Consider the following 14,223-nt stretch of genomic DNA (forward strand, 5'->3'; position numbering starts at 1 on the left):
ACCTGAGCGGTCACGCCTGATCGATGATGAAGATGAAACCGTTGCGCCTAAGGCGATCTTGATGATTCTTCTCCTGCCTAGTCGGCCTCGTCCGAACCACTGAGGCAGCGGGCGGTGGAGAGGCCGGCCGTGTCGATCCAGGACTTCTTGTCGAGCACGAGGTCTCGGATGATCTCTCCGGCGGCAGCTGCTTGGCACAGTCCCTGACCGGAGAATCCAGCCGCGTAGAGGAACGGGCGGGAGCCATCGCGGCCGATGAAAGCCATCCCGTCCGGACTGACATCGAGGTTTCCGCTCCACCCGCTCTCGAGGTCGTTGCCGGCGAGGGCTGGGAAGGCCGTGCCAAGGTGGCCGGACACCCGTTGGAGCCAGCCCTGCCGGGTTTCATCCGGAGCGGGGCGGCCCATCCCGACGAGGATGCGGTCCCCCCAGCTCCGAATCCGCAGGCTGGACGGGTGGATGGTCATCGGCAGAGCGTCACGCGGGGCACTACCGGGGGTGTCGGTCAGGAGCATTTCGACCGGGTACGTGGTCACAGGAATGTGCACGTCGGCCATGGCGGCGACCGTTCTGGCCCAGGGGCCTGCCGCGCAGACGACGGTGTCGGCGCGGATGCTCCCCGCAGGCGTGTGGACCCGCCCATCCGGGTCGATGCCGGTGACCGGTGTCTCCGTGCGCAGGATGGCTCCGGCTTGCCGGGCGGCTGTGGCGTAGCCGCGCACGATCGCGGCGGGATCGCAGGCATGGGCCTCGGGCGACCAGGCTGCCGCCAGGATGGCTCGCTCGTCGACCAGCGGGTTGAGCCGCGCTGCTTCAGCAGGCGTCACGAGTTCGACGTCCACTCCAGCTGCCTGCTGGGCCGCTTGGGTGCGTCGGAAGTCCTGCACCTGGTGTTCGTCGGTGAACAGCACGAGCAAGCCGATGCGCTGCAAGCCGAAGTCGGTTCCGGTCCGTTCGGTGAAGGCGTGGTAAGCCGCCAGGGTCCGGACGGCAAGGCTGCTGATGAGGGGGTTGCCGGGAAAATAGGTACGCACCACGCCCGCAGTCGTCCCGGACGATCCCGATCCGAGCGCGCCACGCTCCAGCAGGACGGTACCAACGCCTGCCTCGGCGAGTTGGCACGCTATGGAGTTGCCGATGACGCCCCCGCCGATGACGACGGCGTCCGTGCGTTCGGGGAGTTGGCTCACGACTGGCGGACCGCTTCGTGGGGGCGCAGTTGGCGCAGGTGATCTCCGGCGTCCCACGGGTACAGGTGCAGATTCCAACCGCCCAAGCAGTTGATGTAGAGGGCCAGTTGACTCACCACACTCAGGAAATCGTCGCGATCGAGCTGGTCGAGGCAGGTCAGGAAGCGCTGGGTGAAACTCCACAGCTGCTCCAGGCCGCAGTAGCCCAGAAACTCGGCCGGAATGCCGACCAGCAGGCGCGCCATGTGACGCAATGAATCCATCGGCATGCCCTGGACCGCGGCCCGGACCAGACCACCGTAGGTGGCGTAGCCCAGCGGGCGGGTCTCACCGTTGACGAACAACAGAGTGGGCAACACCGTGTCAAAGCTTCCTGCCCCGGAAGGGATCACCCCCTCGTGGAGGTCAGCGAGCTCCTGAGGTGCGGACAGCCAAGCCCGCTCGGTCGCGGTGTGCACGTCGTGTATGAGACGTTTTGCGTCGGGGTCTGCGGCGGTCAGATGCGGAATACGATGGCCGCCTTCGGTTCCCGCCTTGCGGACCTCCGCCAGGATCGGATTCTTCGTCGAATAGACCGAATCCCAGACCGCCTTGCCGGCCTCCTGTAGCGCAGGCATGTCCTCCTGCCGGATCCGGCCCACCGGGGATGCCGGCATCGGTTCGGTCAACGTGCCGTACTTGATGCCTAAATGTTGTAGCGCGGAGCAGAATACGGTCCCATCGGGCGCCTCGCGTCGATCTGCAATCCGAGTGGACGCGGACAGATGCAGCAGCGACGGGATCGGTGCCGCGTGATATAAGTGCTGTCCCGCCACCAGCGCGTGTCCCTGCAGACTCTGGTAGGGCAACGCCTCCCACAGCGCGTCGGCAAGTTCAGTGTTGCGGCCGTCGAGTTCCGCGGTCACGGTGATACCCAGGTCGGGCCAGGAAATCTCGAGATGCCTACCGGAAAACGTTTCAGACAAGTTTTTTTCCTTCGTTCGGTGTGATGTCGCCGCCGCTATTTCTCGGTGAAAGAGTCACGGGCGGAGTCGGTTTCTCGGGTGATCATGGCGATGGTGGTCTCGACGACCTGGGCATCGCGCCGCGGTATCCCTTACCACTTCTCTAGGCACGGCACGTGCATCCCATGACTGGCCATTTGGTCGGGTGTGTTCAATCCACTCAGCTCGGGTGACGGCAATGCGAGAGCCGCAATACCGGGTCGTCAGCGAAGACCAATAGGGCTCAGTGAGCAAATCTCATCTGCCGGGGTGTGGACGGTGTCGTCGGCGCCTCGGTAGCCGGAGTTGGCGGTGATCTCCACGTCTTGCTGGGCGGCGGACTCGAGCATGCCGCCGACGGGCGGCGGTAGGTCGTGCGTGGAGCCACCCCGGGCCTCGCCGAGGAGGACCAGCTCTCCTCGGTGGTGGTCAACGCCCGCATGTTCAAGCCGTGTTCGCGGTGTTCGGCCTGGTAGAGCGGATCCGGATTGGCCTCGGTGGCGAGGCTGGTGCAGCGCCGGGCGGACAGCGCAGTCCAGCAGCAGGCGTCGCCCTCTCCGGAGGCGGCGAGGGCGTCGGCCAGGTGAAGGCCAGCGCGGCGCCGGCATCAATGCCCTCGTTGACACAGTGGCAGGCGGTCTCGGTGCCGATCCCGAAGTGGCATCCGAGCTGTTCAAAGGTGTCGCCCTTGGCGAGGAAGGCCAGCGGCACGAGCGCCTGGCTCCACGGCGCCGGGGCATGCCAGATACCGCCCGCGATATCCCTTCGGGCGTCGGTCAGGTCCTCTCGTCTGGAATCCAGGCAGGAGGGGACATTGAGCGTGGTGCGCTAGGTGACCGGCGAAACTCCTCAAGAACTTTGCCGCGCATGCCGGCATTGCAACTCACTTCGAAATACCCGGACTTCAGATTGTCTGGGCAGGTCTTTACGTGATCACCCCTCCGACGCGTCGAGGGAGGAGTAGGTAATTTAACAGCTAAATGGGTCATGCGTGCTCCCCCTGATGAAATCGCTTACCCCGTGAAGGTGAGCCTGTTATAGATATGTCCACTGACAGTAACTAGATGGCTAACTTGCGGCTGTCAATCGAACCGGTCTACCAAGGATCCCTCCGAGGTCTACCGAGGTCTTCCTAAACGATCTCTCAATTAGAGAATACATGCCAGGGGCAACTGGTCAACCCTTCGCTTGGATTCGACCCAGGGTCCTCATGCGGCGCTGGTGGATGTGTGGAAGCCGTCCTGCAGGCCGATGCCGATGGCCGGGTCGGTGCGCCCTTCCCAAGTCGCGACCGAAGCGTCGTCGCATGGTTCAAGCCACTTTGCCGAATCCTATGAGGGCGGATTGCTGGGCCGGCTTCCCTGCCGCCTGGCTGGCGTGTGGCGAATCGGCAGGTGGGCGGCCTGAGCGCGACTCATAAAAATGCCCTCTGGCCTGTTCTTCGTGTGGTGCCTTACGAGTCAAAAGGGCGCGGCACGTTTATGTTCTCGGGGCCTCGTTTGTGTCCTGCTAGCGCGCGAATGTCTCTAATGTCGGCGGTGCGTCGGCTGAGGTGTATCGCATGTGTCTCGGCCGTTGTGATTGCCATCGGATGGCCGCTCGATGCAGGTGTGAGGTGCGTGGTGTCGACGCCCTCGGCCTCGTCGTGCAGCCACGTGCGGGCCGCCTCGGCGGAGGGCTCAAGATATGTGGGACGGAACGGGAAGGGGCCGAGAACTGTGTCCCCCTCGATGCGTCTGCGGAGGGTCTCTTGGTCAGCGGAAAGAACGAAGTAGCGCACCCGAGCGGCGTGTTGGGCGAGATCCGCGCTGATTTCGCTCCAGTACTCCTCGACCAGGACGGTCGTGGGCATCACCAGAGTGCCGCCCGGTGTACTCGAGTGCGCGGCGGGCGGTCTCGACGACGAGCAGCCGCTGCGGCGGCCACTGCTGGAAGTTGTCCGTCCCAGGTAGCCCCGGCGTGATGTCCATGAGCTCTGGCAGCCGCAGCCGGTCGCTGCCTTAGCCACGGCCACGGCATCCGAGGCCCCCAGGTCACGGCATCCGAGGCCCCGCACTACGAGTCACAACAGCATTCGCCTTACCGTAGCCGTACGTTCGCCCTCGGTCGCGCTGACACCTTCCGCACCCTTTCGACCGGCGACGCACAAGCCGGTAGAGAGTCGCGCGCCGGCTGGACTTCGGCCTCTCCAGTCCGATTATCCCGTAGGTTCGACGGGCAGTTCCTACACATTTCCCAAGTGGAAGAAGTTGGAAGAAGTGGGTTACATGAGCCATCAGAACAGCTCGCGTCCGGCAGATGCCTCCGGTACCTTCGCGCTTGGCGGAGACCTGACCGTCAACCGCCTCGGTTACGGTGCCATGCAACTCACCGGCCCCGGCATCTGGGGCGAGCCAAAGGACCGAGCCGAAGCGGTACGGGTGCTACGCCGCGCCGTCGAGCTGGGCATCAACTTCATCGATACAGCCGACTCCTACGGCCCCTTCGTCAGCGAGCAGCTCATCCGAGAGGCTCTGCACCCCTACGCCGACGACCTGCTCATCGCTACCAAGGGCGGGCTGACCCGCCCCGGCCCCAACGTCTGGCGGCCCATAGGCCGGCCTGAGTACCTGCGTCAGCAGGCCGAGTTGAGCCTGCGCCACCTCGGCGTCGAACGCATCGGCCTCTACCAGCTGCACCGCATCGATGAGGAGGTGCCGCTCGCCGACCAGTTGGGCGAGCTCGTCCTACTCCAGCAAGAAGGCAAGATCCACCACATCGGCGTCTCCGAAGTGACCGTCGGGCAGCTCAAGGAGGCCCGCACGATCACGGAGATCGCCTCCGTGCAGAACCTCTTCAACCTGGCCGACCGCAGCGCCGAAGACGTCCTTGAATACGCCGAGCGCGAGAACATCGCCTTCATCCCGTGGTTCCCCATGGCCACCGGTGAGCTCGCCCGCTCCGGCGGCCCGCTCGACGCCGCCGCCAAACGACACGGCTCCAGCCCCTCCCAACTCGCCCTCGCCTGGCTGCTGCACCGCTCCCCGGTCATGCTCCCCATCCCCGGCACCTCCCAGACCGCCCACTTGGAGGAAAACGCCGAAGCCGCCCGTATCACCCTCACCGACGACGAGTTCGACGCCCTGGCTGTCGCAGTCTGACCCACAGCGTCCGCCAGCAGGTCATGGACGCGACAGTGAGACGGTGCGACGGGCTCGAGCTGGGTGATCACGGATTTCTCTGCGCTCTGTGACATCGGGAGAGTTCGTGTCCGTCGTGCCTGCGTCCATCATCGCCCCGATCCGCGAGGAGTTCCTCGCCTCGCTGCCGGATCGTGAGGACACTCGCCCCTTGGGTTGCCACAACCCGCGTATCCCGGACGGGATCGTGTTCGACCGGGTCGTGCTCGCCTTGGTCTCCGGGATGGGAAGGACCCCGGTGGACCGGGGCGAGCAGGGGCTGAAGCGGTCCCAATTGACTGACGGCTACGGGGAATACCCGTGGTCACCGTCCGGCTGGCGTCCACGTGCGTGATCACACCCTGCTGTCCGAGACCCTCGACGAGTTCGCCGCCCTGGCCCACGAGCTGGAACACATCCCCGAGAATCCGAAGCTGGGCCTGGACGCCGGCTACGACTATCAGCCCGTCCACACCGATCTCGCCGAGGGCGGCATCACCGGCCGTATCACCCGACGCGGTGTGAAGACGCCGATCCAGAGTGACGGTCGCTGGGTGTGCGAGCGGACGGACTCCTGGATGAACGACTTCGGCAAGCTCCGCCGCAACAGCGAACACCACCGCATCTGCACCGAGTTCTACCTCGCCCTGGCCACCGCCATCATCACGGTGCGTAGCCTGAGCCGGCGGGCCTGGTACACCCACCGCTGGGACACCCGACCCCGCACACCCCGCATCCGATATCCCCGGCTCACCGCCTACGGCGACAAGCCCTCGGAGGGCGCCCTGCCTCGCGATGAAGCGCCGGAATATTCGTGTGCCCGTGGACGGCGCCCGGTGCTAGGTTTCGATCATGGCAGTCTTCAGCAATTTTCTCTGACCGAGGTTCGTCGGCAGACGCGGTGCGCCGTTGGCCCAGTGGCCCGGCGTCGGTTGCGCCTGCGCGTCGTCGCGTCGCTCGTCCGCCCGTGTGCGCATGAGCGGCTGTGTCCTGAACCTCCGAGCCGAGAAATGAGCTCTACTCATGCCAGTTCAGCCTTCTTCCCGCACCGTGCTTGCCGATTGGTTCCGCGAGCACTCCACCACTCTGACCACCCTTGATCCCCAGCAGCCCCTCGACGACCTCGAAGTCCTCCGGGAGATCGTCGGCGATGCCCGGGTCGTGGCAGTCGGTGAGGGCGCCCACTTCGTCGAAGAGTTCTCGCGCGCACGCCAGCGGGTACTGCGCTTTCTCGCCGAACGCTGTGGATTCACCGTCTTCGCCATGGAGTTCGGCTTCAGCGAAGCCTTCCCCCTCGACCGCTGGCTGCAGGGCGAGGGCGACGACGGGGACCTGGCCAAAGTAAGCCGGGTCGCCGCCGAGTGGGGCGCCGCAGATCTCATGCACTGGCTGCGCCACCACAACCGCACCAGCAAACACCCCTTGCGCCTCGCCGGCCTCGACATCCCCGAGGCCGGCGGGGCGCTACGACCTGCCCTGGAACCGGTGGCCGACTACCTGCGCGAGGTCGACCCCGACACCCTCCCCCTGGTCGATACGGTCCTGGAGATCAGCGACCGGTTCCTCAACGGCTGCGGTTCCGGCGCAACGGCCGCGCCCGCATGGGCCGGCCTGGAGACCGCCGAGCAGAACAAACTGACCGCCACACTGGCACGACTGTTGCTGCGACTGCGCGCCGTCGAACCGCTCTACGTCTCCCGCAGCAGCCAGAACCGCTTCGACATCGCCCGGCGCCGGGTGGAAGCGGCCTGCCACACCGACTATATGTTCCAGGCGGGCAGCGCCCTGATGTCCGGCCGGGCCCTGGCCGCGGACCTGTCGGTGCGAGAGATCTACCTGGCCGAGTCCCTGCGCTGGCACCTGGACCACGCCGAACCGGGGACCCGGATCGTCCTCGCGGCACACAACAACCACATCCACAAAACGGCGTTCTCCTTGGAATTCGGCGGCGGCCTGACCACACTGCCCATGGGCCAGCACCTGCAGCGGATACTCGGCCAGGACTACCGCACCGTGGCCCTCGTCCACACCGCCGACCATGTGCCGGAGATGCACCCCGACCCCAGCGCCACGGTCGGCTTCACCCTCGCCGAAGCCCCCCTTGAACCTGCCACGCCCGGCAGCGTCGAGGCCGCCCTCATCGATGCCGGACTCGCCGACCGGATCACCTTGACCGACCTGCGCCACGCACCGCGCGACGAACAGGGGGCACCACTGCTCAACGGGCTCCGTTTCCAGAGCTCGCATCTGAGCACCCCGGTCCCCGAAGCGTTCGATGCCGTGCTCGCCGTCCCGACAGTCACCCGGGACCGCACAGTGCGCTTCTGACCGACCTGATCCCGAGCAGGTGGGGCCTTCCGTCCGGAGACCCCACCTGCCTACGGCTCAAGGAGGCGGATTCGCTGCCGCCCGCACTGGACGATCCGGCAACAGCACATCCGGGCCGCCATGGACGCCTCCTACGCGGTGAGATCCCGTCCGGCGGCAAGTGCGACATCAAGACCCTCGCCCGCGAAGCGGGCATCGACCGCACCGCGTTCTACGGCACCCGCCCCTCTGCCCACCTCCGCGCCGAGTTCGAGCGACGCCTGCAGGCCCTTCAGCAGACCGGCGAGATTCCCGACCCTCGCGAGGCTCAGATCGTTCGCCTCAGGGCGGCCAACGCGAAGCTCAAGGAGCGGCTGGTCAGTTCAGAGCAGACGATCGACGAGCTCACGGACTTCCGCCCCCAGGCCCTCGCACGACTCGCCGCACAGCACGAGGAGATCTCCCGGCTCCGCGAGGCCGCCGCCGGGCCCACCCGGGTCAGCCGCCTTCCCGCGCCGCGAACGACCGTGATCGGGGCTGCAGTTGAGTCACCCACGAGAGTGTGATCCCCACCACGGACGATGCTCCGGAATACAACACAACCGACCGACAGCGTCACGAACGTACCTGCGGCGACCGCCGTGCTCAATCGCCACACGAGGTCATCCGCACACGGCTTCTGCGGACACAAGCCACACGACGGGCTGTTCGGAGGGGAGCGGGATGGGCACGCGCCAGTCGAAACTTCGAAACTCCCCAGATTCTCCCCAGGGCTGAGAACGGGCGGTCTGCTGATGTACACCACTTTGGGGTTGACCGTGAGAACTGAGGAAAAAGCTTCGTGGAGCCTGGGAAAATGCTGAGGGGGGTCGTCGCGACGCGCTATGTCACGCCCGTGCTGGTTTATGCAGCTGATTCTCTCCAAGTGCTCTCCAGCGGCCGTGATTCTCCCCAGATTCCCTCCAGGGAGAGGCGCAGACCGAACGGGAGGGATCTGGGCGACGCTCGCTTTCACGAGCCGTGGCTGGTGGATGTGGTTGGCCCTTCGCGGACTTTCCGCCGGCATGCCGGGCAGGCGTGGTGGCCGCGGTGTCCGTAGCGGTTGATGGGTGCGCCGCAGCCGGCGCACGGGTCGATGTGCCAGGGCGGGCAGTTGAGGAGTTGGGCGGCCTGTTGCCGTTCGCCGGGTGCGAGGACGAGGCGCTGTTCCTGGCGGGGGATGCGGTACAGGTGTGTGGGGACGTCTGTCCAGGTGTGGGGTGCGGCGGCTGTGGGGGTGGCGCGGTGTCTTCGAGTGTCGTCGAAGGTGTGGGTGCGCTCGCCGTATCGGCAGCGGGTGTCGAGCTCTTCGCCGGTGAAGGTGAGTTCTCCGTCGTAGGGTTGGTCCGTGCCGTCAGGGTCGGGTTCGGGCGGGCCGACGATCTCGCGCCAGCGGCGTCGGTCCTGTTCGGGGACCCACATCCGGGCGGTGAGCCGGGTGTCGCGCGGGTCGGGGATCCGCATCGGAACCCAGCTCCCTGTCACACTCGTGACGACGAGTTCGTCCAGCTGGGGTGTCGGTCTCGGTGGCAGACAAAGGGCGGGCAGGTCCCAGTGGGCGTGGAATCCTCCGCAGGTCCGCATCCCACCAGAGCCGGGGCAGGGGCGCTGGCTGTTCTCGTCGCAGCGCCACTCCTGCAGGGTCCGGGCGCCGGCCCGGACCAGCGTGGATTTCCGGCTGGCGATGACATGCCAGGGCTGGTCGTCGACCAGTAACCAGGGCGCTCGGTCGATGAGCGCTGACGTGCCGTCACTCGTGACCCACAACGGAGTGATGCCATGCTCGACGGCTCGTGTGGAGCGGCGCCGGACTGTGGCTGCGGTGATCGGGGAGTACTGCGCTTCCCATCCCACCTTCCCCGCCGGCCCGGCGATCAGGACGTCGGTGCGGATCCGGCCGTCATCCGATCTAGCCTCCATGTCGGCGGTCAGCCCGTGCTCCTGGGCGGTTCGGGCAATGCGTTCCTTCATCGCCTTGTGCTTGTCGGACTCCTCGGCCGTCGCTTTCGTTCGCAGGGGCAGGTGCGCCGCGACCAGAGTGGTGACTCCGTCGATGGTGCGCCGACGGATTGCCATCCACGGGGTGCGGCCCTCACCTTCGGCCTGGCATATCCCCTCTTCGTGGTGTTCCAAGCATTCGAGTAGTTTCCGGTCCCGGTCCCCAATGGGGTGGGTGATTTCCTCCAGCAGGCCGGGTCGTTTTGGGTGTCCGAGGTCTGCGTGGGTGAGGTGGACGACGATTTCGTAGCCGGTGTGCCAGACGCCGTTGGCCATGAGTTCGAGGTTACGAACGGCACGCACGTGCCGCTAGGGCGCATTTGTCCGCCGGAAGAAAGAGGTTGCAGTGCAGCACGCCCAGTTTGCGTGGGTGACGCTGCTCGCCTGCCGCGCGCCCGAGGCTGGTGCTGGGCTTTCCTTCTGTCAGGGTTACAGCCCGGACCTGGTCTCGGGCCTTTTGCAGACGTCGAAGTATGCCGCGGCCGTGCTGCGGCTCGTCGTGGACTTTTACGGGACTCCCGACGACATCGAGGCTGGGGTGGCCGCCCGTAGGGCTCGGGCGCAGTACGTTGGCCAGGAGGACAGGACCTTCCATATCCTGCTGGGCGAACAAGCGCTGAACACCCATCTCGGCGGGCCCGAGGTCATGCGAGGCCAGCTTGGCCGGCTGCTGGACGCGATGGATCTGCCGGGCCTGTCTCTGGGGATTATCCCGGCCCGTGCCCCACCTCGGAGTTTATTCTGGAGGCGGATTCTCGATCTTCGACGACCACAGGGTCGTGGTCGAGGGATACCGTGGGACCGAGACGATCACCGACCAGGACCGGGTCGATCTGTTCCGCAAGGCGTTCGGGCTCCTCCACCCCTCTGCCGTCTACGGTCAGGCTGCCCGGGACCTGATCACGGCCGTGTTGGCGACGAGCTGACAGCGCGAGGTCACGAATGGGTGAGGCTTTCGTGGTCCCACTGCTCCAGCAGCGTCCCCGCGGGCAGCGCGCTGCCGTCGGGGGCAAGGCGCTGGACCGGCATGTCGTGGGAGGCGCACACGAGCAGTTGCTCAGCGACGAGGTGAGGAACGAGCAAGGCTGTGGTGCCTGACTTCCGGTTGAAAGCTACCTGGTAGGTGGCGATGACTGATGCCTCCCAGAGGGTGAGAGGGTCGCGTTCCGGCTCGCTGTGGCGGGTGCGGGGGAGAGCGGGTGTCTTGACTGCCACCAGCTGCCACGGCGGCGTGGCGGGGCGGGCGGCTTCTTCGCGCGCCTGGCGGATCCAGCCGGCGGTGAGTCGACGGAAGGCGGTGTGAGCTTCGGGCTTCCCCTTGCGGCGGCGCCCGAAGGCGTCGCTGACGACGGTGTACACCGAGAAGTCGTGATCTTCCAGGCGCTGCCAGGACCAGGTGGCTCGGCGACTCCACTCGTACCACGCTCGCCGGAAGGTCTTCTCCGCTTCTGCTCCCAACCCGGCGAAGCCGGGATCGCCGGAGAACTGCGGCGTGGGCAGGACGCGTACGGCAGCCGCCTCCAGCAGACGGGCCGGCTGGACGAGGTCCGCGAAAGCCCGACGCTCGGCGTCGAGGACGGCGGTGAGCCGACTCTGCAGTCCCTCGGCCCACGGGGCGAGGAACGGGTAATCGGCTACTGCCTGGTTGCTCCGTATCAGGTAGGAGTGCAGCCGGCGCCAGTGTGAGTGGCGTCCATAGCGGAGATCGCGGGCGCGGTCATAGCGTTCCCACTCCTCGTCGTGCCCAGCCTCGCTGTCTTCCTCATCCGCGTCGCCGACGTCATTGGTGTGGGGCGGGTAGTCGCCGGTGGAGAGGGCGATGGCCGCGTCACGCTCGGCCTTGATGTCGTCCTCGTCCTCGGGGTCCCTGTCGAGCCAGATGGTGAGAGAGTCCACGTCGTTCACCGCCGCGCCGAGCGGCAGGATCGGGCTATCCGTGAACAGAGCCCACCGGCAGTTCGTACAAAGCCGCTCGACGGCTTCGCCGAACGGGATGTCGAACTGGTTCACAGAAGCGGCCGACCGCAGTGCGCGGCACTCGGGGCTTCCGTGGAGCTTGCCCTTGCCCGTTGCCGAGGCGTGGCAGGTGATGGGGGTGTCCCGGGCCGACCCCAGGGGAACCTCGGGCTTGAAGATCTGGCCGAGCATGACGTGGCGGAGCTCACCGGTATTCGAGGGCATGTCGGCAGGCTATGCGCAGGCACTGACAGTCCGCCGCGTAATCGGTCCCCACCACTCTGGGGTGAGTTGACACACCAGGCCAGGCACACGGCCGCCAGCACCATGGTCATGGGGACTATGTGATGAAAGCGGTCGGGCTCGAAGCGTGTTCCCATGCCCGCGGAGTGTGCTGCAGAGCCTGAGCGGTCCCGCTAGGTCGTGCCACCACACGTGTCAGAGGGTTGTCGCCTGCCTCACCCCGGGCGGGAGTCTGGTCCGTGACTGGTCCGGGGTCAGTCCTCGTGCAGGTCGACCATCGACCTGAGGCAGCCTGTTGCTTACCCAGAGTGACTCCGGTGTCGGACTGCCTGGAGCGTAACGGCGCCTCCAGGCAGCCGACTTGAGGCTCTAGAAGAACCCAAGTTTCTTCGGACTGTGGGAACAAAGAACGTTCTTCGTCTGCTGGTGGTACAGCGTCGGCGTCGTGCTGACCTGCTGAAACGATGCACAGGGCGCCGTAGGCGGCGCGTTGGTCCGTGCCTGGTCCGGATCTTGGTCTCTACCATCGGATGTCGGGAAGGCCCGCAGAGTGGTCCATCACGGGCAGCGCCGCCTGCGCACGACTCATACCCAACCGGCGCGTGAGCCGTAGGACGTGGGCAGGCAGACTGGCCAGCGGACGTTGCCTCCAGGCGTCTCTGCGCCACGTCGTTGTCGATGGTGGAACCACTTGGCACAGGTAGTCCATAGCGTCTTGTGCGGTCCAGGTCAGGTGCGTGCGCACAAGTCAGGGGCCTGTGGTCCAGGACTGCCAATGCTGTTAGTGATACGTGTGTGATAGGGGGAGACGAGAGGAACCCCGTGCGCTTACTCCGGCGGCCGATTGGGATCCTCCTGAGGCGCGTGACGATCGCCAATGCCGGCCGCGGTGACTGGAGGCCAGCCGATCCGGCGGAACGTGATCGTTCCTGGAAAGCGCCTTCCTGAGAGCGCGACTGTGATGATGTGGCCTTCTATGTCCGAGTCCAGGGAGGCCGCCATGTCCCGAACGCCGCAGGGGATCTTCGAGAGTTACGTCTACGCCGGTGCCCTGACCCGGAATGCTGATGCCCTTGCTGAGAACTTCACCGCGGACGGTGTCTTCGAGGCGCCGCTCGTGCCTGCTGGCGCAGCCTTCCCCAGGAGGCTGGTGGGTCGTGACGAGATCCGTAGCGCGATGGCGGCGTACTACGAGCGACAGGTGAGGGGGGACCGCTCGCCGAACCTTGAGAAGTCCGGGTACGTGCTGCACACCACCTCCGATCCCGACGTGTTCATCGCCGAGATCGACACGGTATTCGACGGGGACGGAGACGACGTTGTCGTCTCGCTGGTACAGATCTTTCGCATCCGCGACGGGAAGATCGCTCGATTGCGCGACTACTTCACGCCCGAGTTGATGAACTGAGGACATCCGAACAGTTCCCGCCACAGGCATGCACCGACTTTTCGGCCGTCTCCTTGGCCGGCGTCGACCCGTTCCGGACTACCGCCGTCAACGGGCTCCGGGTGGAGCAAGCTCCCCGGGAGACCAGGTGCGACCACAACGGAGCGGTCGGACTCGGCCGCAGGATGAGTCGTGCTGCGTTGACCCTCGCTCTCTTCCATGTCCCCAGGAGGGCAGTCGTTTCCGCTACCGCATCGGCATCTTCGGAACCGGTTCCAACAAGAGTGCTGATCACATACTCGATGGGCTCGACGCCGTCACCGCCGGCCTGGGGCATCCCGGAACGTTGATCAGAGCCGCACTGCATGACTGTTGACAACGGTGGGAAGCGCGGTCTGGGCATCGTGCGGAACCGTGCCTTGCGCCCCTGCGGCGACCACCCTGCCTTGATGTGTTCCCGGCTCACGGTGATGGCTGTGCCCGAACTCCCGGACCACGAGAGCCTGTCCATGCCATGCTTCGGGCTGTCGGCTCAGTTCCTCCACTATGGAGGTAGCCAGGTTGACCGAGGTGCTCACCGCAGCTGCGGCCGCCGGGGGCGGTGCGATCGTGCAGGCTGCGGGGACGGACGCCTGGCACGGGGGTCGGGGACGCTGCGGCCCGGTTGCTCAGCCGCAGCGAAGTCCCGTGCGAACAGGCGGAATCCGAGCGACTCGACCGAACCTGCGCTGTGCTGGAGGCCGCGGAGGAAGGTGAGGCGGAGCGGGTACAGGCAGCGCAGGTAGCAGTCTGGCAGACCCGCTTCGAGACCCTCCTGGAAGAACTGCCCGACGCGTGGCGGCAGCAGGTGGTGTCCAAACTGGAGTACCTGGCCGCCGGTCGGGCCTCGAAGCGCTTTGCGAACGCTGGAGACCCTTCCGACCCCCGGAACGGCCCTCATTCTCGCTGTTCAGAGGCGGTTT

Annotated in this window: 8 protein-coding genes and 3 pseudogenes; 6 read left to right on the plus strand and 5 right to left on the minus strand. The window is 66.2% G+C overall.

Going from position 1 to position 14,223, the window contains the following annotated elements; translation table 11 throughout:
* Positions 1-77: 77 nt before the first annotated feature.
* From B073_RS0125020 to B073_RS48160, 3 genes and pseudogenes are all read right to left on the minus strand, one after another.
* Positions 78-1,190, minus strand: coding sequence for an NAD(P)/FAD-dependent oxidoreductase (locus B073_RS0125020; RefSeq protein ID WP_018540825.1), 1,113 nt, complete (start codon positions 1,188-1,190; stop codon positions 78-80).
* Positions 1,187-2,155 (minus strand): hypothetical protein, encoded by a 969-nt coding sequence (locus B073_RS0125025; protein WP_018540826.1) that lies wholly within the window; start codon positions 2,153-2,155, stop codon positions 1,187-1,189. The genes B073_RS0125020 and B073_RS0125025 overlap by 4 nt, the downstream gene beginning before the upstream one ends.
* A gap of 1,600 nt (positions 2,156-3,755) precedes the next feature.
* Positions 3,756-4,143, minus strand: a pseudogene (locus tag B073_RS48160) (ATP-binding protein); the annotation flags it as partial.
* A 297-nt stretch (positions 4,144-4,440) separates the two neighbouring features.
* Between B073_RS48160 and B073_RS0125035 the strand changes: the two are divergent.
* The 3 genes and pseudogenes from B073_RS0125035 to B073_RS0125050 all read left to right on the plus strand — a co-directional run bounded on the left by B073_RS0125035 (position 4,441) and on the right by B073_RS0125050 (position 7,659).
* Positions 4,441-5,313 (plus strand): aldo/keto reductase, encoded by an 873-nt coding sequence (locus B073_RS0125035; RefSeq protein ID WP_018540828.1) that lies wholly within the window; start codon positions 4,441-4,443, stop codon positions 5,311-5,313.
* 106 nt (positions 5,314-5,419) lie between these two features.
* Positions 5,420-6,071, plus strand: a pseudogene (locus B073_RS44390) (transposase); the annotation flags it as partial.
* A 310-nt stretch (positions 6,072-6,381) separates the two neighbouring features.
* Positions 6,382-7,659, plus strand: a complete 1,278-nt coding sequence (locus tag B073_RS0125050; RefSeq protein WP_037812713.1) for an erythromycin esterase family protein — start codon at positions 6,382-6,384, stop codon at positions 7,657-7,659.
* A 990-nt stretch (positions 7,660-8,649) separates the two neighbouring features.
* On the opposite strand, the gene B073_RS41060 is transcribed toward B073_RS0125050, so the two are convergent.
* Complete coding sequence (locus B073_RS41060; protein ID WP_018540832.1) at positions 8,650-9,951, minus strand: hypothetical protein; 1,302 nt, start codon at positions 9,949-9,951, stop codon at positions 8,650-8,652.
* Positions 9,952-10,045: 94 nt separating this feature from the next.
* Here B073_RS41060 and B073_RS49380 point away from each other — a divergent pair.
* Positions 10,046-10,402, plus strand: a pseudogene (locus B073_RS49380) (Scr1 family TA system antitoxin-like transcriptional regulator); the annotation flags it as partial.
* A 52-nt stretch (positions 10,403-10,454) separates the two neighbouring features.
* A complete protein-coding gene (locus B073_RS42965) occupies positions 10,455-10,601 on the plus strand; it encodes a hypothetical protein (RefSeq protein WP_158690211.1) in 147 nt (48 codons plus the stop codon).
* 10 nt (positions 10,602-10,611) lie between these two features.
* On the opposite strand, the gene B073_RS42970 is transcribed toward B073_RS42965, so the two are convergent.
* Positions 10,612-11,856, minus strand: a complete 1,245-nt coding sequence (locus B073_RS42970) for a hypothetical protein (protein ID WP_158690212.1) — start codon at positions 11,854-11,856, stop codon at positions 10,612-10,614.
* Between the two features lie 994 nt (positions 11,857-12,850).
* Here B073_RS42970 and B073_RS0125070 point away from each other — a divergent pair.
* On the plus strand, positions 12,851-13,282 hold the full coding sequence (locus B073_RS0125070; RefSeq protein ID WP_234025160.1) for a nuclear transport factor 2 family protein: 432 nt from the start codon (positions 12,851-12,853) through the stop codon (positions 13,280-13,282).
* Positions 13,283-14,223: the final 941 nt, after the last annotated feature.

It is taken from the genome of Streptomyces sp. MspMP-M5 (genome assembly GCF_000373585.1).
Lineage (GTDB): Bacteria > Actinomycetota > Actinomycetes > Streptomycetales > Streptomycetaceae > Streptomyces.

Coding starts and splice junctions, on each gene's coding strand:
- B073_RS0125035 (WP_018540828.1), top strand. CDS start 4,441: ATGAGCCATCAGAACAGCTCGCGTCCGGCAGATGCCTCCGGTACCTTC.
- B073_RS41060 (WP_018540832.1), bottom strand. CDS start 9,951: ATGGCCAACGGCGTCTGGCACACCGGCTACGAAATCGTCGTCCACCTC.
- B073_RS42970 (WP_158690212.1), bottom strand. CDS start 11,856: ATGCCCTCGAATACCGGTGAGCTCCGCCACGTCATGCTCGGCCAGATC.
- B073_RS0125070 (WP_234025160.1), top strand. CDS start 12,851: ATGTCCGAGTCCAGGGAGGCCGCCATGTCCCGAACGCCGCAGGGGATC.